The sequence below is a fragment of the Achromobacter mucicolens genome, from assembly GCF_902859725.1.
Taxonomy (GTDB): domain Bacteria; phylum Pseudomonadota; class Gammaproteobacteria; order Burkholderiales; family Burkholderiaceae_B; genus Achromobacter; species Achromobacter mucicolens.
Window position 1 is genome coordinate 1 of sequence record NZ_CADIJP010000011.1, and the last position, 19,699, is coordinate 19,699.

Here is a 19,699-nt window from a genome sequence, read left to right on the forward strand (position 1 = left end):
CCCGCGCCCCGGCTGCCCGTGCCGCATGCCGCGATAGCCGACGCGCCGTCCGCGCAAGGCGCGGGGCAGGCGGCCCAGGCGTCGCTGCGCGAGATCGCCGCGCTGGCCGACCTGGGCAGGGTGCGCGACGCGATGGCGCAGTGCCAGGCGCATCTGGACATTCATGGCGCCAGCGCCGAGGCCCTGCATCTGCAGGGCTTGCTGCTGGATGCGCAAGGTCAGTCGCGGCAGGCGCAGGCCGCCTACCGCAAGGCGCTCTACCTGGATCCGAACCACCGCGAGGCGTTGCTGCATCTGGCCGCGCTGGTGGCGTCGGACGGGGATCAAGAGGGCGCCCGCCGCCTGCAGGCGCGCGCGGCGCGCGGGGAGGCGCGACGTGACTGACGCAATGGCATCGCTTTCTGGCGTGGACGACTGCTGGAACCGCATCGGCATCCGTGGCGACAAAAGCTGCGGGCAGCTGGCCGAACACGTGCATTGCCGCAACTGCCCGGTGTATGCCGCGGCGGCCAAGCGCATCCTTGACCGTCTGCCGCCCGCCATGCAGGAAGACGAGGAAGCCGCGCCGCCGCAGCACGCGGCCAACCTGTCGTCGCTGCTGGTGTTCAGGCTGCATCGTGAATGGATGGGCCTGCCGACGCGATCGCTGGACGAGGTTGCCGGCACGCGAGGCATCATCAGCCTGCCGCACCGGCGTGATCCCGCCGTGCTTGGCATGACCAACGTGCGCGGCACGCTGACCGTCTGCGTATCGCTGACGCGCCTGTTGGGACTGGACGCCGCGGCGCCGCAGGCCCGCGAGCGGCCCGCCACCGCGCGCATGCTGATATTCGGCGGCGCGGGCCGTGCCGTGGTGCTGCCGGTGGACGAAGTGGAGGGCATGCACGAGGTGGACCTGGACGCGCTTGAGCCGCTGCCCTCGACGGTGCAGGGCGCCAGCCTGAAGTACTCGCGCGGCGTGGCGCGCTGCGGCGGCCGTGCGGTGGGCGTGCTGGATGAAACCCTGCTGATGCAGGCATTGGAACGGAGCCTCGCGTGAATCCCGATCAGATGCGCGATGCCTCGCTGCTCGAACTGTTCCAGATGGAGACCCGCACCCAGGTGCAGGTGCTCAACGACGGGCTGCTCGCCCTGGAGAAAAATCCCACGTCCGCGCCGCAGCTTGAGGCCTGCATGCGTGCCGCCCACTCGCTCAAGGGCGCCGCGCGCATCGTGGACCTGCATCCGGCCGTGCGTATCGCGCACGCCATGGAAGATTGCCTTGTGGCCGCCCAGGAGGGCCGTCTGCGTCTGCAGGCCGGCGACATCGACGCCTTGCTGCTGGGCACGGACTTGCTGCAACGCGTGGCAACGCCCGGCGTGGAGCTGGATGCCGAGATCGGCGACCTGGTGGCGCGGCTGAGCAGCGCGCCCAATCTGCCTGCCACGCCGCCGGCCGCGGCGGCGCGTCCTTCCCGGCCGACCGGCCATCTGCCGCCGATACGCCTGACGGAAGATGCGCCCGTCCCGGCAGCCCCGGCGCCCTCGGACAAGCCCCAGGTGGTGGACGCGGCCCCCGCGGTCCCGCCCGCGCGTCGCAGTTCGGACCGCGGCGCGGGCGAGGGCGAGCGGGTACTGCGGGTCACGGCCGATACGCTGAACAAGCTGCTGGGCCTGTCCAGCGAAACGCTGGTCGAGTCGCAATGGGTCGGCCCATTCAGCGCCGCCATGCTGCGGCTGCGGCGGCTGCAGGCGGGCGCGGCGCACGCGCTGGACGGGGTGCGCGCCGTGCTGGCCGAACAGCAGCTCGATGCGCGCGGCCAGGCGGCGCTGGACGATGCCCACCGCATCCTCGAACAATGCCAGCGGGAACTGACGCTGCGCGCCAGTGAAGTCGACGAATTCGGCTGGCGCATGAACCACCTGACGCGTCGGCTGTACGACACCGCGCTTGCGTGCCGCATGCGGCCCTTTGGCGACGGCGTGGGCGGCATGGCGCGGATGGTGCGCGACCTGGGCCGCTCGCTGGGAAAGCAGGTCCGCCTGGAGATCGAGGGCGAAGACACGCAGGTGGACCGGGACATCCTGGAAAAACTGGATGCGCCGCTCATGCACCTGTTGCGCAACGCCGTTGACCACGGCATCGAATCGCCCGCGCAGCGCGAACGGACGGGCAAGCCGGCCGAGGGCTTGATCACGCTGTCGGCGCGCCATTCGGCAGGCATGCTGCTGGTCGAACTGGCCGACGACGGCTCCGGCATATCGCTGGATCACCTGCGCGAGGAAGTGGTCGAACGCAAGCTGACCAATGCCGAGACCGCCGCACGCCTGAGCGAAGCCGAACTGCTGGAATTCCTGTTCCTCTCTGGCTTCAGCACGCGCGACGAGGTGACTGAAATCTCCGGGCGCGGCGTGGGGCTGGACGTGGTGCAGACGATGGTGCGCCAGCTGCGCGGCGCAGTGCGGGTCCACCAGCAGCAGGGCCGGGGCACGCGTTTCGTGCTGGAGATGCCGCTGTCGCTGTCGGTGGTGCGCAGCCTGCTGGTCGAGGTGCAGAACGAGATCTACGCATTTCCGCTTGCCTACGTCAGCCACGCGTTGCAGGTGGACGCCACCGACATCGAGCAGCTGGAAGGCCAGCAGCACTTCCGCTTCCAGGGGAGGCAGATCGGCCTGGTGTCGGCGCGGCAGATCCTGCGCGCCGGCGAGGCCGCCCCGGCCGCCGATACCTTGTCCGTGGTGGTGGTGGGCGATCACGACCGCCTCTACGGCATCGCCGTCGACCGGTACGTGGGCGAGCGCACGCTGGTCGTGCAGCCGCTGGACCCCCGGCTGGGCAAGGTGCAGGACGTCATGGCCGGCTCGCTGATGGATGACGGCACGCCGCTCCTGATCCTGGACGTCGAGGACATGCTGGTGTCCGTCCAGAAGCTCATCGAGGGCGGGCGCCTGTCGCGGGTCGACAGCGGGGCGGGCGCGGCGGCCGCGCGCCGCCGCAAGCGCGTGCTGGTGGTGGACGATTCATTGACGGTTCGCGAGCTTGAGCGCAAGCTGCTGCTGAACCGCGGGTTCGATGTGGCGGTCGCCGTGGACGGCATGGACGGCTGGAACATGTTGCGCAACGAGGACTTCGACCTCATCGTGACGGATGTCGACATGCCGCGGATGGACGGCATCGAACTGGTGTCGCGCATCAAGGCCGACCCAAGGCTTCAATCGCTGCCCGTCATGGTGGTGTCGTACAAGGACCGGGAAGAGGACCGGCAGCGCGGGCTGGACGCCGGCGCCGACTATTATCTGGCCAAGGGCAGCTTTCACGATGATGCGCTGCTCGACGCCGTGGAAGACCTCATCGGGAAGGCTCGGACGTGAGAATCGGGATCGTCAACGATATGCCGCTCGCCGTCGAAGTCCTGCGGCGCGTCATCGCGCTGGAACCGGGGCTGGAGATTGCCTGGACGGCGTCCGACGGCCTGGAGGCCGTGCAGCAATGCGCGCGCGACCGTCCCGATGTCGTGCTGATGGACCTCATCATGCCCGTCATGGACGGCGTCGAGGCCACGCGCCGCATCATGGCGGAAACGCCGTGCGCCATCGTCGTGGTGACCTCCGACGTGGCGGGCCACACATCGCGCGTCTTCGATGCCATGGGGCACGGCGCACTGGATGCCGTGGACACGCCCATGGTGGGCGCGACGGACATGCGCACGGCGGCGGCGCCGTTGTTGCGCAAGATTCGCAACATCGGCTGGCTGATCGGCCGCTACGGCAACCGGCCGGCGCTCAGCCCGGTCAGTAAGCCCGCCGCGTCCGCCGGCGCCCGGCGCCTCCTTGCCATCGGCGCCTCGGCAGGCGGCCCGGCGACGCTGGCGCAGCTGCTGCGCGATCTTCCCCTGGATTTTCCGGCCGGCATCGTGCTGGTGCAGCATGTGGACGCCTCGTTCGCGGCCGGCATGGCCGACTGGCTCAATGACCAGGTGCCGCTGCCGGTAAGGCTGGCGCGCGAAGGCGAATCGCCGCTGCCCGGCCAGGTGCTGCTCGCGGGCACGGATGATCATCTGGCGCTCTGCGAGGATGGTACCCTGCGGTACACCGACTGCCCCCGCGAAAGCCTGTATCGGCCTTCGATCGATGTTTTCTTCCATAGCGTGGCGCAGCACTGGCGCGGCATTGCGGTCGGCGTGCTGCTGACCGGCATGGGCCAGGACGGGGCGCGCGGCCTGAAGGCGCTGCGCGAACGCGGATGCCTCACCATCGCGCAGGACCAGGCCACCAGCGCGGTCTATGGCATGCCGAAAGCGGCTGCCGCCATTAAGGCCGCGGTCGAGATTCGGCCGCTCGATCAAATTGCGTCTCGCGTCATCCGGGCGTTTGCCTGAGGCGCGGCACAACGTAGGACATCAAGGACCCACTATGCTGCCATCCCCTGAAGACACGGTTTCCGCGGATCTCAATTCGCACGGGGCAATGGTGTTGCTCGTCGATGACCAGGTCATGGTGGGAGAAGCCATCCGGCGCGCGCTGGTGCCCGAAGCCAACATCGATTTCCACTATTGCTCGGATCCCTACAAGGCGCTGAGCGTGGCGATCCAGACGCGGCCCACGGTCATCCTGCAGGATCTTGTGCTGCCGGGCGTGGACGGCCTGTCACTGGTGCGCGAATATCGCGGCCATCCCGTGACGCGCGACATCCCGATCATCGTCCTGTCCACCAAGGAAGATCCCGCCATCAAGAGCGCGGCCTTTGCGGCGGGGGCCAACGACTACCTGGTGAAACTGCCGGATTCGATCGAGCTGATTGCGCGCATCCGCTATCACTCGCGTTCCTACATGGCGCTGGTCCAGCGCGACGAAGCCTATCAGGCGTTGCGCCAAAGCCAGCAGCAACTGCTGGAAAGCAACATGGAACTGCGCCGGCTCACCAATTCGGACGGCCTGACCGGGCTGGGCAACCGGCGCTATTTCGATGAGTACCTGAATGCCGAGTGGCAGCGCGCGGGCCGGGACAGCCGAGAGATCAGCATGCTGATGATCGACGTGGATCACTTCAAGTCCTACAACGACACCTACGGCCACATTGCGGGGGATGAGGCCCTCAAGCGCGTCGCCAACACCATCTTCGCCAGTTGCGACCGGTCCACCGACCTGGCTGCGCGTTTTGGCGGCGAGGAATTTGCGCTGGTGCTGCCGGGCACGCCCGGCGGCAGCGCGCGCCTGGCAGCCGAAAAACTGCGCCGCGCGGTGGAAGCCATGCAGATTCCCCAGCGCGACGCGGGCTTCGGGCCGTGGCTGACGGTGAGCATCGGCCTGGCGACCACCGTGCCGCTGGATGGGCAACCGTGCACGGAGCTGATCCAGGCGGCCGACCGGGGCCTGTATGAAGCAAAGCGGCAGGGCCGCAACCGGGTGGTGCCGGGACAGCTTTAAGGCGTCTGGCCGCCGCCATGCGTCTTGGCGGGTGTGACGGCGGCCGATGCCGCTACGCGTCCGCATGCCCCAATCGCTGCGACAGCTCCCGCGCGGCGGCAAGCAATTCTGTCGGGACTTCGCCGTCCCAATCCTCGGACAGCCGCTCTGCCTCGCAGGTCGTGGAGATCGCCATCACCATGTTGCCTTGCGCGTCGTACACCGGCGCACTGAACGCGTTGACCGTGACATGGTGACGGGGCGAGGCCGCGGTGCCCACGGCGCGCGCCAAGCCATGGTGCCGCGCCTCGGCCACGCGCTGCGCGAACTGCCCGTTGTCCGGCTGACCGCTGCGCGAGCGCGCCTGCAGTTCCTCATCGGCAAGCGACTGCGTCTGCTCGGGCGGCATGAACGCGGCGAAGGCGACGCCGGTGGCCGACTGCGTCAGGCTCACGACGACGCCCGCCTGCAGGAACGGGCTGACGGGATGGGCGGACGGCTCCCAGCCGATGATGGTGGCGCCCTGGTTGCCCCACACCGCGATGCCCACGGTGCGTTGCCCGATGCGCTCGCTGATCGCCGGCAACGCAGCCAGCGCGATGCGCTGGGCCTTCAGGCTGCCCAGGCCTGCCGCGCCGGTCTGGCTGCCGACCTCGCCAAGATCGTGCGCGAAGGTCCGCAGGTATCGGCCGTCGCCAAAGGCGAGCGAATGGCGCCCGCTTCGAAAGATCTTTTCCACCTGACCGAGGTACACGACGTGATCGCCGCCAGGGTAGGCGGCCACCTTCACGCATTCCAGATGGGCCGCGCAGTCGTCGATGATGGGCACGCCGCCCAGGCCGGCCTTGACCGGCACCTCGCGAAACTTGTCGGCGCCCGACTTCGCAAATTGGTTTGACACGTGCACCTGGTGATCGCCAAGGATGTTGACGACGAAGCGGGGACAGTCGCGAAACGCCGGGTAACTGCTGGACGTGGTGGACTGGCTCCACAGGATCAGCGGCGGATCCAGCGAAACCGAGCTGAACGAGTTGGCGGTGACGCCGTAAGGTTTGCCTGCGTCATCGCAGGTCGTGATCACGGTAACGCCGGTGGGAAACGCGCCGAGCGCGCGGCGGAATTCCTTGCTGTCGAAGGGTGTCATGCTCGCATCCTGTTTCGTGGGCGCCAGGCCCGCGGCAATGGCTTTGAACAGGCGCCGCCGCTTACCGCCTGGCATGGCGCCAAGTCTAGGAGCGGCGGCGATTCGCCCACAAATTGTGTTCCGGTATGCGTCTATTACGTACCGTTATAAATGCGCGGGCTTCAGACCGGCTCCGCGAGCTGTTCGCGAAAGTGTTTGCGCAGGTAGTCGCGGAAAGCCTGTGCGGCGGCGGACAGTTCGGCCCGGCGCGACAGGATGCAACCCCAGTGGCGGGTGGCGTCCAGATCCTTGATTTCGATTAGCACGCGCGATGACTGCGCATTGCGCTGCACCATCGTGCGCGGCAGGAACGTGACGCAGTTGCCAGCGTCGATCATGCCCAGCAGCGTCGGCAGCGTCGACGCGGTGGTGTGCTCGAACGTCAATCCCTGCTTGGCGAATTCCTCTGTCAGGTGCTTGCGCAGCGACAGGTAGCGGTCCAGGAACATGATCCGGTACGGCGCGATCATCGACAGCGTGACGCTGGCATGGGCGGCGAGCGGATGGCCGGCGGGCACGACGAGCAGGACCTTTTCCTCGGCCAGCGACTGGAATTGCAGGCCGCGCTGCTTGGTGTCCAGCGCCGCCACCGCGAAATCCGCCGCGTCCTGCGTGATGGCCTGGACCACCTGCGCATAAGGCAGATCGCGCAGCACGACCTGGATGTCCGGGTAGCGCTGCTGGTAATCGTGGATGAGACGTGGCAGCACCGTCGCCGCCAGCATCGGCGTGCAGGCGACCACGATGCGGTTGCGGCCGGTCTCGGCGCTTTTCTGAAACTGTCGCATGACGTCGCGCAGGCCCGCGAGCGCGGCCTCGGCCGCGTCTCGCAGGCGCAGGCCTTCTGGCGTGGGGGTGACCTGGCGCGTGGTCCGTTGCAGCAGCTTGATGCGCAGCTTGTCCTCAAGGCGCTTGACGCGGTTGGTGACGGCGGGCTGGGACAGATGCAGCTTGCGGGCGGCCTCGCTGAAGCTGCCTTCCCGCACGACCCATAGAAAGGTTTCCAGCTCGGAAAGTTCGAGCCGCGTGAGGGCGGAGGGGTCGGTCGATTGATTCATGGTCGTTATAGATGTATCACGCCGCGGAAATTGTGCATATCCGAGTCGACACCAATACTGACGCCACTTCGTTCTCTTCAGACCCCACCGGAAACCGGAAAAGCAATGAGCACAAACGCCCGTCAAATGGCCCTGGTGGCCTTCCTGCAAGCCCAGAATTGTTCCAACTACGTCGGCTCGTGGAGAAATCCGTCGAGCATGACCGACTATCTGACGCCGGAGTACTACCAGCGAATTGCCCGCACGCTGGAAGACGGCCGTTTCGACATGGCGTTCTTCGATGACCGCCTGGCGATGCCGGACATCTACAACGGCAATCACCACGAAACTGTGCGTCACGGCGTGCGTGCCGTGAAGCTTGAACCCACGGCGGTGCTGATGGCGATGGCGATGGCCACGCGCCATCTTGGGCTGGGCGCCACGTACTCCACGACCTACTACGAACCGTTCCATGTGGCGCGCCTGTTTGCGACCCTGGACCTGATGACGAAGGGCCGCGTGGCCTGGAACGTGGTCACGTCGATGAACGATTCCGAGGCCGCCAACTTTGGACACACCGAGCATCTGGAGCACGACCTGCGTTATGACCGCGCCGATGAATTCATGGAAGTGGTGATGGGCCACTGGGATACCTGGGAGGACGACATCATCGTCGCCGACAAGGCTGAAGGATTTTTTGCCGATCCGGACAAGGTGCGCCGGCTGGATCACGCAGGACGCTTCTTTCGTTCGCGCGGTCCGCTGACCGTGCCACGTTCGCCGCAGGGCAATCCGGTGATCCTGCAGGCTGGCCAGAGCGGGCGCGGGCTGGCCTTTGCGGCGCGCTGGGCGGAAGTGGTGTTTGCCAAGTACCCCACTTTGGAGGGCGGCATCAAGCAATACCAGGCGCTCAAGGAAGGCGTGGCCAAGGCGGGCCGCGATCCCGATGATCTGAAAGTGGCGGCCGAGGTCAAGATCATCGCCGCCGAGACCGAGAGCCTGGCCAAGGAAAAGCGCGAAATGATCGCCGGCCTGTCGCGGCCGATCGACGGCCTGACGATGATTGGCGAGACGGCCAACATCGATTTCTCCGGCCGGCCCTATGACCAGCCTTTTACGGACGAGGAGCTGGCCGCGATGTCCTGGCAAAGCCTGCGCGACAAGGTGGTGCAGGTGAGCGGCAAGAAGAACCCGTCCGTCCGCGATTTTGTCGAGGCTTCGGGCCGCGGCACGCTGAATGACGGCCCCGTGTTCTGCGGGACTGGCGAGCAGGTGGCCGACATGATGGAGGAGTGGTTCAGCAAGGGGTGCGACGGGTTCGTGCTGTCGGCCACTGCCGTGCCGGGCACTTACGAGGAGATCGTGCGCCTGGTCATTCCGCATCTGCAAAAACGCGGCCTGGTGCGCAAAGAGTACGGCGGGGGCACGCTGCGCGGCAACTTGGGATTGCGCCGGCCGCGCGCCGGGGACTGGAAGGCCGGCAGCCGCTGAGGACCACCGACATGACCCAGACTAGCGTACGCATGATGTCGGCCAGCGGCATCCTGGGCTACGGGTTTCCGGAAGCCTCGATCAAGGCCGCCATGGAACTCAAGCCCCATATGGTCGGCGTGGATGGCGGCTCCAGCGACCCCGGGCCGCATTACCTGGGGTCCGGCAAGACCTTGAACTCGCGCATGGCCATGAAGCGCGATCTGTCGCTGCTGCTGCGCGCGGCCATCGCCAACGGCATTCCGATGATGGTGGGCACCTGCGGCGGCGCCGGGGGCGAGCCCCACCTGCAGGCCTGCGCCGACATCGTGCGGGAGATCGCCCGCGAGCATGACCTGCATTTCAAGATGGCGCTGATTCATGCCGAGCAGGACCCGGCGGAGATCAGGCAGGCGCTGTTCGAGGACCGCATCCGCGCGCTCGGCACGGCGGGTCCCTTGACCGCGGAGGATGTCGATGAAGCCGTGCGCATCGTCGGCATGATGGGGCCGGAACCCTATCGCAAGGCCCTGGCCGAAGGCGCGCAGGTGATCCTGGGAGGACGCGGCACGGATCCGGCGCCGTGGGTGGCGCTGGCCATGCATCACGGGCTGCCGGCGGCGCCAGCCTGGTACGCCGGCAAGATGCTGGAATGCGCGTGCAATGCGGCGATTCCGAAGAAGCACGATTGCCTGATGGTCACGGTGGGCGAGGACTACGTGGAGGCCGAGCCGCTCAATCCGGAGCTGCGCTGCACGCCGTTGTCGGTGGCGGTGCAGGCTTTGCACGAGAATGCGAGTCCGGTGTTGCGGTATGAGCCGGGCGGTTGCGTCGACACGCGCGATTGCGAGATCCGCGCGGTGTCGGACCGCCGCGTCCGGATCACCGGCATGAAGTGGGAACCCGAGCGCTACACCATCAAGCTCGAAGGCGTGAAGCGGGCGGGCTTCAGCGCGGTGGCCTTTGCCGCCACGCGGGATCCGGGGCTGATCGGTCAGGCCGCCACCTTCCTGGACTTTGTCCGCGCTTCCACCGCCACAAAGGTCGCCGCGCTGGGGTTGGCGCCCGAGGACTGGCAGCTCGTTCTCAGGGTGTACGGCGCGGATGGGGTGATGGGGGCGTGGGAGCCCAACCCGGATTTCAGGCCGCAGGAGCTTGCCATTGTCGCGGAGGTCGTGGGCAAGACGCAGGAGATTGCCAACGCCGCGCTGTCGCTGGCGCGCGTGACGCTCTTGCATTCGGACTTTCCGGGGCGCATGTGCCGAGAGGGAAACATGGCCTTTCCGTTCTCGCCTTCAGATATCGAGCGCGGCCCGATCTACGAGTTCTTCATGCAGCACGTGATCGAAGTGGCGGATCCGCTCAGCTTGTTTCCCATTGAATACGAAACCGTCTGATGACGAGGGCAGCCGACATGGTCAGACTGAAAGACATCGCCAAGGCCTGCAAGAGCAAGAACGCCGGGCCTTTTTCCATCACGCTGGACATCATGTTCGACGACGCGGCGCTGTTCGAACGCGTGCGCGCCACGGGCGTCGTGAGCGCGGCGTTGATCGCGCGGCTGTATGGCGTGCGCGAAGCGGACGTGCTCTTCACCGAATATCCGCCCGCCCTGGCGTGGAAGGCGACCCTGCCGCGGCCGGTGGCCTCGGGCGCGGTGGGAGACGTGGATGTGTACGGCGCGCAGCAGCATGCGCCGTTGCTGGATATCGAAATACCGCTGTGACGCTGGCGGACATCCACGGCCGTCCCACGCGCACAGCGCCTGTTGTTCCCGCATTCACTACACAAAAATACAGGAGAGAGACATGAATCGAGTTTTCAAGGTGATGCTGCCCCTAACGCTTGCTTTGCCCGCCGCGGCGATGGCGCAAGACACGCTCAAGATCGGCGCGCTGGTGACGCTGTCGGGCGCGGGCGCCGCGTGGGGCCAGGCGCTGCTGTACGGCGCCGAGCTGGCCGCCGACGACGTCAATGCGCAGGGTGGCCTGGAGGTGGGCGGCAAGAAGTACAAGATCAGCGTCATCCCCTATGACGACAAGTACCAGTCCGCCGAGGCCGTCACGGCCGCCAACCGCCTGGTCAGCGACGACAAGGTCAAGTACATCATCGGCCCCATGGGTTCCGCGCCCGCGCTCGCCGTCCAGCCGGTCACGGAGCGCGAGAAGGTCATCATCATGACGCTGGGCTTCACCAACAAGGCGCTCAGCCCGGAAAAGCCGTATTCGTTCCGGCCCAACCTGACGACCGAGGAGACCGCCCCGCCCATCATCGCGTGGCTGGTCAAGCGCTTTTCCCTGAAAAAGGTCGGCGGGCTGTTTCCGAACGACGAATCGGGCCAGCAGATTTCAAACGACCTGGCCAAGGCATACGAGAAGGCGGGCGCGGCGCTTTCCAGCAAGGAGTTCTTCGAGCGCCAGCGGGTGGACATGGTGCCGCTTTTGACGCGGATGATCAGCTCGGGGATCGACGCCATCGAGCTGGACGGAAACTCGCCCGCGACGGCGGGCATGATCGTGCGGCAGGCGCGCGAGCTGGGCTTCAAGGGGCCCATTGTGCGCAATGGCGGTCCCGCGACGCCCGAGATCGTGGCGGTGGCGGGCAAGGCGGCGACCGAGGGCATGATGGTCACCTCGCTGCAGGACCCGGACAACAAGGAAGTCGCGAATTACGCCCAGCGCTATCAGGACAAGTACAAGAAGAACATGAACGGGTTCAGCCCGGCGTTCTACGACGGCACACACATGCTGTTCAAGGCCATGCAGAACGCAGGCACTGTCGCGGACAGCACCAAGGTGCGCGACGAGCTTGCCAAGCTGAAGGACTACAAGGGCATCCAGGGCGTCGTCAACTGGAGCGGCAAGGCTCGCTACGGCATCGACCATCAGGTGGCGTCGCCGTTCTTCATCTCCGAGGTCCGCAATGGCCAGGAAGTGACGGTGGCGCGGTGCGATATCGACAAGTGCGTCGATATCCAGAAATGAGCGGACGGAGGCGATTCCATGTCCAACTTGTTATCCCAGGCGCTGGTAAACGGCGTCATCATTGGCCTGCTTTACTTGCTGATGGCAGTGGGCTTCACGCTGGTGTTCGGCGTGATGCGGGTCGTGAACTTCGCGCATGGCCAGTTCTACATGGTCGGGGCCTTTGCGACCTATGTGCTGATGAGTCACTGGCAGGCGCCTTTCCTGCTGGCCTTGCTGGGCGCCTTTGTCGTGACGGCGGCGTTGGGCTGGCTGGTGGAGTGGGCGGTGCTCAAGCCATTCCGGCACGACGAGCTGAACGGCATGATCGCGACCATCGGCGTGGCCATGATCCTGCAGTCGGTGGCGCTGGTGGTGTTTGGCCCGGACTCGCAGATCATGCCGCAGGTGGCCGAAGGCGTGTTTCATCTCGGCACGGTGATCATCCCGGCGTCGCGGCTGTACGTGGCGGTCTGCTCGGTGATCGTGCTGGCGGTGCTGTACGTCTTCCTTATCCATACGCGTCAGGGCAAGGCGTTGCGGGCAGCGGTGCAGGACATGGAGATCGCGACGGCGCAGGGCGTGCGGGCCAAACTGATGTACCCGCTGGGCTTCAGCATCGGCGTGGGCCTTGCGGCAATTGCGGGGGCGTTGATGGCGCCGCTGTTCTCCGTGTCGCCCTTCATCGGCAGCACGCCGCTGCTCAAGGCCTTCATCGTGGTGATCCTGGGTGGATTGGGCAGCGTGCCCGGCGCGGCGGCAGCGAGCCTGCTGCTGGGGGTGTCGGAAAGCCTGGCCAGTTCGTTCATGAGCAACAGCCTCGCGGAAATCCTGATCTTCGCGCTGGTGATGGGTATTCTGGTGCTGCGGCCCGCCGGGCTGCTGGGCAAGGCGGAGGCGTGAGATGGATATGAGCAAAGCCGTATTGCCGCAGATGCCGCCAGCCACGGCGCAAGGGACGATCCGCGGGGCCGCCGCGCCCCAGCCGCTGGGAGCGGCGGGCCTGCTGGGCCTGGCGGTCCTGGCCTGCATACCGTTTTTTCTGAACCAGGCGTTCACCTATCACCTGGCCATCTTCATCTGCATCAACACCATCGTGGTGACGTCGTTGTCGGTGCTGGCAAGAGCGGGGCAGGTGTCGCTATGCCATGGCGCCTTGGCCGGTGTCGGGGCATATGCGTCGGTGTTCTGCGTCAAGGGGCTGGGGCTGCCCTTCGCCATGGGAGTCGTGGCTGCGATGGTGGCGGCAGGATGCGTCGCCTACCTGCTCGGGCGCATCGTGCTGCGATTGCAGGGGGTGTACTTCGTGCTGGTGACCTTCGCATTCGGGGAGCTGCTGCGCCTGGTGCTGCTCGAGTTCGGCGACGTCACCGGCGGCGCCAACGGCATCACCAACATTCCGGCCGCGTCAATTGCCGGCTACGTGTTCCTGGAAAAGCCCGCGTTCTACGCGCTGGCGGCGGCGATCGCCATCGCGGTGCTGGCGTTCTTCAAGTGGTTCTATGCCTCCCCGGCGGGCGAGGCGGTGGACGCGGTGGGCGAGAACCCGGCGCTGGCCGAGTCCAGCGGCATCGGTGTGCGCCGTACGCAGCTGTTCGCGTTCACGCTGGCAAGTGTCTTTGCCGGCCTGGGCGGCGCGCTGCTGGCTCATTACGTCGGGTACATCTCGCCGGAGTCGTTCAACATGAACCTGTCGGTCGCGCTCATCATCATGATGGTGGTCGGCGGGCGCAGGTACCTGCTGGGCGGGCTGGTGGGCGCGCTGGTGATGACGCCGCTGCCCGAGCTCTTTCGCGGCGCCGTGGAGTCGCAGGACATCCTGTACGGCGTGGCGTTGATACTCATGTTGCGGTTCTTGCCGCAGGGGCTGGCCGGCATGCGCCTGCCAGGAAAAGGGAGGAAGCAGGCATGACGACGGCGACAAATACGCGGCCGCTGCTTGAAGTCAGGGGCCTGTCCAAGCGGTTCGGCGGCCTGCAGGCGGTAAGCGGCCTCGACCTGCATGTGGCGCGTGAGGAGGTGGTCGGATTGATCGGCCCGAACGGCGCCGGCAAGAGCACCGCGTTCAACCTCATCAGCGGCACGCTGATTCCCTCGTCAGGGCAGGTGATCCTGGAGGGGGCGGACATCACGGGCAAGGCGCCCAGCGCAGTCGTGCGGCGGGGGCTTGCCCGCACCTTCCAATCCACCTCGGTCTACCAGGGCGCGACGGTGGCGCAGAACCTGCTGCGCGGCGCGCTGTCGACGCTGCCCGGTTCGGTGTGGACCCATGTGTTCAGCACCCGGGCGCGCAAGGCCGCGTTGCAGCGGGTGGCGCGGGACGTGGACGAGATCCTCGAACTGTCCGGGCTCGGTCCGTACCGGGACGTTGCGGCCGGCGGGCTGGCCTACGGGGATCAGAAGCTGCTGGGCGTGGCGATCGGCTTCGCAACCAATCCCAAGATCCTGCTGCTGGATGAGCCGGCTGCGGGGCTGAACGGCGAGGAGTGCGCCGAGCTGGGCCGGCTGCTGCAGCGGTTGCGCACGCATCGCGGCATCTCTGTGCTGTTCGTGGAGCATCACATGGCAGTCGTGATGGAGCTTTGCCATCGCATCTACGTGCTGGTCCAGGGACGCAAGATCGCCGAAGGCACGCCGCAGGAGATCCAATCCAATCCCGCCGTCATCGAAGCCTATCTGGGAGCGCCCGACTATGCCCATGCTTGAAGCGCAATCCATTGCCGTGCGCTATGGCCAGCTCGAGGCCGTGCACGACGTGTCGCTGCATGTCGGCGACGGCGAGATCGTGGCGCTGGTGGGGTCCAACGGCGCCGGCAAGTCCACGACGCTCAAGGCGATGATGGGGCTGAAGACGCTGGCGCGCGGCGACTTGCGCTGGGACGGCCAGTCGATTGCCGCCATGCCGGCCGCCGGCCGCGTTGCGCGGGGCATCGCGCTCTCGCCCGAGGGGCGGCGGCTGTTCCCGCGGATGTCGGTCATGGACAATCTGGAGCTGGGCGCCTACACCACGCGCTGCGCGGCCACGCGCCGGCGCACGCTGGACATGATCTACGGATTGTTCCCCCGTGTGCAGGAGCGGCGCGCGCAAATGGCCGGATCGCTGTCGGGCGGCGAACAGCAGATGGTGGCGATCGGACGGGCGCTCATGGCCCAACCGAAACTGCTGTTGCTGGACGAGCCTTCGCTCGGGCTCGCGCCGAAGGTGGTCGCGGAGATCGCGCACGCGGTCGAGCACCTGAACCGGGAATCCGGGCTGTCGATCGTGCTGGTGGAGCAGAACGCCCGGCTGGCCATGCGGCTGTCGCACCGGGCCTATGTGCTGGAACGCGGTGAAATCGTGCGCACCGGAACGGGCCAGGAACTTCTCGAAGACGATTTCGTGAGACAAGCCTATCTTGGCGTATAAGGGCGTAGGAGGCGCCCGGCCATGACCAACAACTTACCCTGCTATGAGGTCTACGCGCTGCGTTACGCGCGCATGACCCGTCCGGCCTCGCACAACTTCATCCTGCATGATGCGCACGATGGCACGGTGGACATGGATTTCTACGTGTGGCTGATCAAGCTGGGCGACACCGCGATTCTGGTGGACACCGGCTTCGGCGAGCGCGGCGCGTTGCAGCGCGGCCGGCCGCTGGACGGATGCCCAATCGAGGCGCTGCGCCATCTTGGCGTGCGGCCCGAACAGATCCAGGACGTCATCCTGACGCACCTGCATTGGGATCATTCGGGCAACCTGGACAAGCTGCCCAACGCGCGATTCCACCTGCAGGAGGCCGAAGCGGCGTTCGCGACGGGCCCCTGCATGTGCCAGCCGGTGCTGCGCCGCGCCTTCGCGGTCGAAGACGTGTGCGAGTTCGTGCGGCGGCTGTACGAGGATCGGGTGGAATTCCACGACGGCGACGACGAGTTGCAGCCCGGCATCGAGCTCCTGCACATCGGCGGCCATACCAAGGGGCTGCAGGCGGTGCGGGTGCACACGGCGCGTGGCTGGGTGGTGCTGGCTTCCGACGCGGCGCATTATTACGACAACGCGACGCTGAAGCTGCCGTTTCCGGTGGTGGTGGACGTGGAACAGATGCTGGCCGGGCATAAGCGCCTGCTGAAGCTGGCCGGTTCGGTCAGCCATTTCGTGCCGGGACATGATCCGCTGGTGCTCAAGCGCTATCCCCGGTTGTCCGGCGATCTGCCTCTGCCGGTCGCCGTTCTGCACGAGAATCCTTCGGACTGAATTCACGCATGGCGCGCCCGCGCGGCGTGCCCACCTATCTCTTTGGGACCCCTTGCCACCATGCATGCACCTTCCAATCTTCGGGCGCCGTCTTCCAGCCTTGCGCTCGGACTCGCCCGCTTTGCGCGCGGCCTCACGCTCGAATCGCTTCCAGCTGCGGTGCGCGAAAAATCGCTGCTCCACATCATCGATGCCATCGGGCTGGGCATCGCCGCGCATCAATTCGACTTCTCCGGGCCGGGGCTGGCCGGCATTCGCGCGGCCGGCGCGACGGGCGACGCCACCGTGATCGGCGGCGGCCCGGCGCTTTCCCCGCGCGACGCGGCCATGGCCAACGGCTACCTGATGCACGGGCTGGATTTCGACGACACGCATCCCGGCGCCATCGTGCACCCGTCGGTGGCCTGCCTGCCGGCGGCATTGGCGCTCGCCGAGACCCGCGGCATGCGCTGGGGCGAACTGCTGACCGCGTATGCCATCGGTATGGAGACTGCCATCCGGCTGGGGCGATCCGTCAAGGGCGGCTTTCACCACGGCGGCTACCACGCGACGGGCGTGGTGTCGCACTTCAGCTCGGCGCTGGTGGCGGGCAAGCTTCTGGGCCTGACGGAAGACCAGCTTGTGGCGGCGCAGGGCATCGCGGCAAGCACCGCCTCGGGCGTGCAGGTTTTCCTGGAGGACGGCGCCTGGACCAAGCGGCTGCACCCTGGTTGGGGTGCCTTTGCCGGCATTACCGCCGCGCAGATGGCGCAGGCCGGCTTCTTCGGGCCGCGCCGGCCTTACGAGGGACAGTTCGGCCTGTACGAGACCCACATGCAGGCCCGCGCAGACCAAGTGGATGCCGACTCGGTCATCAGCGCGCTGGGCCATGAATGGACGCTGCTCGAGACGTCGATCAAGCCCTATCCGGTATGCCATTTCATCCACGGCTGCGCCGAAGCGGCGTTGCGGCTCCAGGCCTCCATCCAGGATGCCGGCCGCATCCGCTCGGTCGCCTGCGAGCTGCCTGCGCCCACGCTGCCCATCGTGGCCGAGCCCGCACACATCAAGACCCGGCCCCGCAGCGACTACGACGCCAAGTTCAGCGTGCAATTCGTCGTGGCCGCCTGCCTGGCGCTGGGCCGCTTCACGCTTCATGAATTGGCGCCCGCCCGGTTGGCGGATCCCGAGCTGTTATCGCTGGCGGGACGCACCACCTGCCGCGCCCAGGAAGTCACGGCGTTCCCGAAGTACTTTTCGGGCGCGGTAACGGTCACGCTGCACGACGGCACGCAACTGCGCGAAGCCGTGCCCATCAATCTGGGCAGCGGCGATCGCGCGCTGCGCCAGGCCGACATCGTCGACAAGTTCCGCGCCAATGCCGGCCTCACGCTGCCGGAAGTGCGCACTACGCTGATCCTTGACGCCTTCCTGTCCGCAGAGCCGTCCACCCCGGTTCGTGACTTGACCAAGCTCCTGGCCTGAGCGCCGCGCCTGAGACATCGGCGGGATGGGCAAGGACGGCTGGCCGCAGTATGCTAGCCAGCCGTCCGATGGCGGCCTCCGCAGGAGGCGCCACGCCCGCCGGCGATTCGCAACGCTGGCCCCAACATGAAGATGTCACGCCATGGACATGCGACAACTGCGCTACTTTGTGACGGTTGCCGAAGAACTCAGCTTCCGGCGAGCGGCCGAAAAGCTGAACATCTCGCAGCCGCCGCTCTCGCAGCACGTCAAATCGCTTGAAGAGGAAATGGGCGTACAGCTCTTGCAGCGCAACCGCCGCGAGGTCCGGCTGACGCCGGCAGGGCAGGCCTTTCTGCGAGAGACCCGCATCCTGCTCGACCAGATGCGCACCGCCGTCAACGCCGCCGTGCGTGCTGGCAACGACGATTCGGGCGTGCTGCGCGTGGGCGTGGCGACCTCCGCGCTGTTTCACCTGGTCTCGGTCATCCAGCGTCAGGTGGCCGCGGAATTCCCGGGCGTGACGCTGTCGCTGGTGGACATGGTATCGGCCGAGCAGGTCAGGGCGGTATCGCTGGGCCTGCTGGACGCAGGTATCGTGCATGCGCGCCCGGAGCGCACCGAGGTGCGGCGCCAGCTCATCCATCGCGAGCCGTTGGTCGCCGTACTGCCCAGCCGGCATCCCTTGGCGCAGAAGGATGGCTTCCAGCTATCCATGCTGTCGGACGAACCCATGGTCGCGCTGCATCGCGAACATGGGCCCGCGATCTACGACGCCATCGTCGCCTGCTGCCACGAGGCCGGCTTCAGCCCCGACATCCGCCACATGGCGCGCAGTCCGCTCACGATCTTCCAGATGGTCAGGCTTGGCTTGGGCGTGTCGATCGCGCCCGCGTCCTACGCCACCACGGGATTTGCGGGCGTGGTGTTCCGCGAACTGCCGCAAAGCGCGGGACAGGTCTGCATGGAAATCATCTGGAGCGAGAAGCACGCCACGGATTTGACGCGGCGTGTCGTGGGCCATGTGGCAAAGCGCATGGCGCTGGATGCGTCTCCTTCCCCGCCTTAAACCCGCTCAGGCAATTCAGCCTTCACACGTCCATCGATCAACTGAATGACAGCAGGGTGGTAGTTCTGCGCAAACCCCGCATCTCGCGTCCGGCACATCATGTCGTGCGTATAAGCCCCAATACGCGGACTGAACCCGCCTTCCTTGGCCAGATCCAGCGCCAGCGAGCAATCCTTAATGGCATAGGTCATCGGAAAGGTCTTCTCCGGAAAGTCATCCTTGGCCAACGACTTCATGCCGTGGTTGCGCAACACGAAACTGTCGGCCGATCCTTGAGACAGCATCGACAGCAGCTTCTCGGCTTCCATGCCGGCATGACGGCCGATGGTGATGGCTTCGGACAGCGCGTTGACAGTCATGAATACCATGTAGTTGTTCAGGATCTTGACGATCTGTCCGGTGCCCACCTCGCCACAATGCAGCACATCGCTGCCCATGCAATTGAGGTACGGGGACACGCGGGCGAAGTCCGGCGCGGCGCCGCCCACGCTGATGAACAGCTTGCCGTCCACGGCGGCCTGCTTGGTCCGCGCGACGGGCGCGTCCAGGAATGTGATGCCTTCAGTCTTCAGGCGTTTGGCCAGCGCACGCGTGCGCGACACATTGCTGGTGCTCATGTCCACGATCAGTGAGGGCCGGCGGGGCGCTGCCAGGATGGCATCGCAGACCGATTCGACCTGGTCGATGGACGGCAGCGACAGGAACACGATGTCCGCGGCGCCGGCCACCCCCGCCACGTCGCCGGCCAACTCAATACCCTGCGCGGCAGCCTCGTCGGCCGCGGCCTGCACGGCGTCGTACGCGACGACCCGGCGGCCGCCGCGCTTATGCAGGTTGGCGCACATGGGTCCGCCCATGACGCCCAGCCCGATGAATCCGAGGGTTTCCGATGCGTTCTGGTTCATGCAATGTCTCCTT

General features: G+C 66.6%; 18 protein-coding genes and 1 pseudogene. 16 read left to right on the plus strand and 3 right to left on the minus strand.

The window, feature by feature from the left end; all coding sequences use genetic code 11:
• From HV786_RS15355 to HV786_RS15375, 5 genes and pseudogenes are all read left to right on the plus strand, one after another.
• Positions 1-384: pseudogene (locus HV786_RS15355) on the plus strand (tetratricopeptide repeat protein); the annotation flags it as partial.
• Between the two features lie 4 nt (positions 385-388).
• A complete protein-coding gene (locus tag HV786_RS15360; RefSeq protein WP_175211192.1) occupies positions 389-1,039 on the plus strand; it encodes a chemotaxis protein CheW in 651 nt (216 codons plus the stop codon).
• The gene (locus HV786_RS15365; RefSeq protein WP_175211194.1) at positions 1,036-3,351 is read left to right on the plus strand and encodes a hybrid sensor histidine kinase/response regulator; all 2,316 of its coding nucleotides are present in this window, start codon (positions 1,036-1,038) and stop codon (positions 3,349-3,351) included. Before HV786_RS15360 ends, HV786_RS15365 begins: the two co-directional genes overlap by 4 nt.
• Positions 3,348-4,358 carry a chemotaxis response regulator protein-glutamate methylesterase gene (cheB, locus tag HV786_RS15370; protein WP_175211196.1) on the plus strand — a complete coding sequence of 337 codons (1,011 nt, stop codon included), beginning with the start codon at positions 3,348-3,350 and terminating at the stop codon, positions 4,356-4,358. Before HV786_RS15365 ends, cheB begins: the two co-directional genes overlap by 4 nt.
• Before the next feature lie 34 nt (positions 4,359-4,392).
• Positions 4,393-5,406, plus strand: a complete 1,014-nt coding sequence (locus HV786_RS15375; protein WP_128829138.1) for a response regulator — start codon at positions 4,393-4,395, stop codon at positions 5,404-5,406.
• Between the two features lie 52 nt (positions 5,407-5,458).
• Here HV786_RS15375 and HV786_RS15380 read toward each other — a convergent pair whose 3' ends face one another.
• Both HV786_RS15380 and HV786_RS15385 read right to left on the minus strand, forming a co-directional pair.
• Positions 5,459-6,529, minus strand: coding sequence for a flavin reductase (locus HV786_RS15380; protein ID WP_175211198.1), 1,071 nt, complete (start codon positions 6,527-6,529; stop codon positions 5,459-5,461).
• Between the two features lie 161 nt (positions 6,530-6,690).
• Positions 6,691-7,626: a LysR family transcriptional regulator gene (locus HV786_RS15385; protein WP_233461965.1), complete on the minus strand. Its 936-nt coding sequence runs from the start codon at positions 7,624-7,626 to the stop codon at positions 6,691-6,693.
• A 105-nt stretch (positions 7,627-7,731) separates the two neighbouring features.
• On the opposite strand from HV786_RS15385, the gene HV786_RS15390 reads away from it, so the two are divergent.
• The 11 genes from HV786_RS15390 to HV786_RS15440 all read left to right on the plus strand — a co-directional run bounded on the left by HV786_RS15390 (position 7,732) and on the right by HV786_RS15440 (position 18,781).
• On the plus strand, positions 7,732-9,096 hold the full coding sequence (locus HV786_RS15390) for an LLM class flavin-dependent oxidoreductase (protein ID WP_128828731.1): 1,365 nt from the start codon (positions 7,732-7,734) through the stop codon (positions 9,094-9,096).
• An 11-nt stretch (positions 9,097-9,107) separates the two neighbouring features.
• Positions 9,108-10,472: an acyclic terpene utilization AtuA family protein gene (locus HV786_RS15395; RefSeq protein ID WP_252870200.1), complete on the plus strand. Its 1,365-nt coding sequence runs from the start codon at positions 9,108-9,110 to the stop codon at positions 10,470-10,472.
• Between the two features lie 17 nt (positions 10,473-10,489).
• On the plus strand, positions 10,490-10,801 hold the full coding sequence (locus HV786_RS15400) for a DUF4387 domain-containing protein (RefSeq protein WP_128828730.1): 312 nt from the start codon (positions 10,490-10,492) through the stop codon (positions 10,799-10,801).
• Positions 10,802-10,883: 82 nt separating this feature from the next.
• On the plus strand, positions 10,884-12,059 hold the full coding sequence (locus HV786_RS15405; protein ID WP_128828729.1) for an ABC transporter substrate-binding protein: 1,176 nt from the start codon (positions 10,884-10,886) through the stop codon (positions 12,057-12,059).
• A gap of 18 nt (positions 12,060-12,077) precedes the next feature.
• Positions 12,078-12,941: a branched-chain amino acid ABC transporter permease gene (locus HV786_RS15410; RefSeq protein ID WP_128828728.1), complete on the plus strand. Its 864-nt coding sequence runs from the start codon at positions 12,078-12,080 to the stop codon at positions 12,939-12,941.
• Positions 12,942-12,948: 7 nt separating this feature from the next.
• On the plus strand, positions 12,949-13,950 hold the full coding sequence (locus tag HV786_RS15415) for a branched-chain amino acid ABC transporter permease (RefSeq protein ID WP_252870199.1): 1,002 nt from the start codon (positions 12,949-12,951) through the stop codon (positions 13,948-13,950).
• Positions 13,947-14,744, plus strand: coding sequence for an ABC transporter ATP-binding protein (locus tag HV786_RS15420; protein ID WP_128828726.1), 798 nt, complete (start codon positions 13,947-13,949; stop codon positions 14,742-14,744). The genes HV786_RS15415 and HV786_RS15420 overlap by 4 nt, the downstream gene beginning before the upstream one ends.
• The gene (locus HV786_RS15425) at positions 14,731-15,444 is read left to right on the plus strand and encodes an ABC transporter ATP-binding protein (RefSeq protein ID WP_175211200.1); all 714 of its coding nucleotides are present in this window, start codon (positions 14,731-14,733) and stop codon (positions 15,442-15,444) included. The genes HV786_RS15420 and HV786_RS15425 overlap by 14 nt, the downstream gene beginning before the upstream one ends.
• A gap of 21 nt (positions 15,445-15,465) precedes the next feature.
• Positions 15,466-16,269: an N-acyl homoserine lactonase family protein gene (locus HV786_RS15430; protein WP_128827166.1), complete on the plus strand. Its 804-nt coding sequence runs from the start codon at positions 15,466-15,468 to the stop codon at positions 16,267-16,269.
• Between the two features lie 60 nt (positions 16,270-16,329).
• Positions 16,330-17,733, plus strand: coding sequence for an MmgE/PrpD family protein (locus HV786_RS15435; RefSeq protein WP_128827165.1), 1,404 nt, complete (start codon positions 16,330-16,332; stop codon positions 17,731-17,733).
• A gap of 142 nt (positions 17,734-17,875) precedes the next feature.
• The gene (locus HV786_RS15440; protein WP_128827164.1) at positions 17,876-18,781 is read left to right on the plus strand and encodes a LysR family transcriptional regulator; all 906 of its coding nucleotides are present in this window, start codon (positions 17,876-17,878) and stop codon (positions 18,779-18,781) included.
• On the opposite strand, the gene HV786_RS15445 is transcribed toward HV786_RS15440, so the two are convergent.
• Positions 18,778-19,686, minus strand: a complete 909-nt coding sequence (locus tag HV786_RS15445; protein ID WP_128827163.1) for an NAD(P)-dependent oxidoreductase — start codon at positions 19,684-19,686, stop codon at positions 18,778-18,780. The genes HV786_RS15440 and HV786_RS15445 overlap by 4 nt on opposite strands.
• Between the last annotated feature and the right edge of the window lie 13 nt (positions 19,687-19,699).

What these genes read in the sequence shown, in the direction of transcription:
- HV786_RS15360 (WP_175211192.1), top strand. Translation starts at nt 389, where the DNA reads ATGGCATCGCTTTCTGGCGTGGACGACTGCTGGAACCGCATCGGCATC.
- HV786_RS15375 (WP_128829138.1), top strand. Translation starts at nt 4,393, where the DNA reads ATGCTGCCATCCCCTGAAGACACGGTTTCCGCGGATCTCAATTCGCAC.
- HV786_RS15380 (WP_175211198.1), bottom strand. Translation starts at nt 6,529, where the DNA reads ATGACACCCTTCGACAGCAAGGAATTCCGCCGCGCGCTCGGCGCGTTT.
- HV786_RS15385 (WP_233461965.1), bottom strand. Translation starts at nt 7,626, where the DNA reads ATGAATCAATCGACCGACCCCTCCGCCCTCACGCGGCTCGAACTTTCC.
- HV786_RS15390 (WP_128828731.1), top strand. Translation starts at nt 7,732, where the DNA reads ATGAGCACAAACGCCCGTCAAATGGCCCTGGTGGCCTTCCTGCAAGCC.
- HV786_RS15395 (WP_252870200.1), top strand. Translation starts at nt 9,108, where the DNA reads ATGACCCAGACTAGCGTACGCATGATGTCGGCCAGCGGCATCCTGGGC.
- HV786_RS15400 (WP_128828730.1), top strand. Translation starts at nt 10,490, where the DNA reads ATGGTCAGACTGAAAGACATCGCCAAGGCCTGCAAGAGCAAGAACGCC.
- HV786_RS15405 (WP_128828729.1), top strand. Translation starts at nt 10,884, where the DNA reads ATGAATCGAGTTTTCAAGGTGATGCTGCCCCTAACGCTTGCTTTGCCC.
- HV786_RS15410 (WP_128828728.1), top strand. Translation starts at nt 12,078, where the DNA reads ATGTCCAACTTGTTATCCCAGGCGCTGGTAAACGGCGTCATCATTGGC.
- HV786_RS15415 (WP_252870199.1), top strand. Translation starts at nt 12,949, where the DNA reads ATGAGCAAAGCCGTATTGCCGCAGATGCCGCCAGCCACGGCGCAAGGG.
- HV786_RS15420 (WP_128828726.1), top strand. Translation starts at nt 13,947, where the DNA reads ATGACGACGGCGACAAATACGCGGCCGCTGCTTGAAGTCAGGGGCCTG.
- HV786_RS15425 (WP_175211200.1), top strand. Translation starts at nt 14,731, where the DNA reads ATGCCCATGCTTGAAGCGCAATCCATTGCCGTGCGCTATGGCCAGCTC.
- HV786_RS15430 (WP_128827166.1), top strand. Translation starts at nt 15,466, where the DNA reads ATGACCAACAACTTACCCTGCTATGAGGTCTACGCGCTGCGTTACGCG.
- HV786_RS15435 (WP_128827165.1), top strand. Translation starts at nt 16,330, where the DNA reads ATGCATGCACCTTCCAATCTTCGGGCGCCGTCTTCCAGCCTTGCGCTC.
- HV786_RS15440 (WP_128827164.1), top strand. Translation starts at nt 17,876, where the DNA reads ATGGACATGCGACAACTGCGCTACTTTGTGACGGTTGCCGAAGAACTC.
- HV786_RS15445 (WP_128827163.1), bottom strand. Translation starts at nt 19,686, where the DNA reads ATGAACCAGAACGCATCGGAAACCCTCGGATTCATCGGGCTGGGCGTC.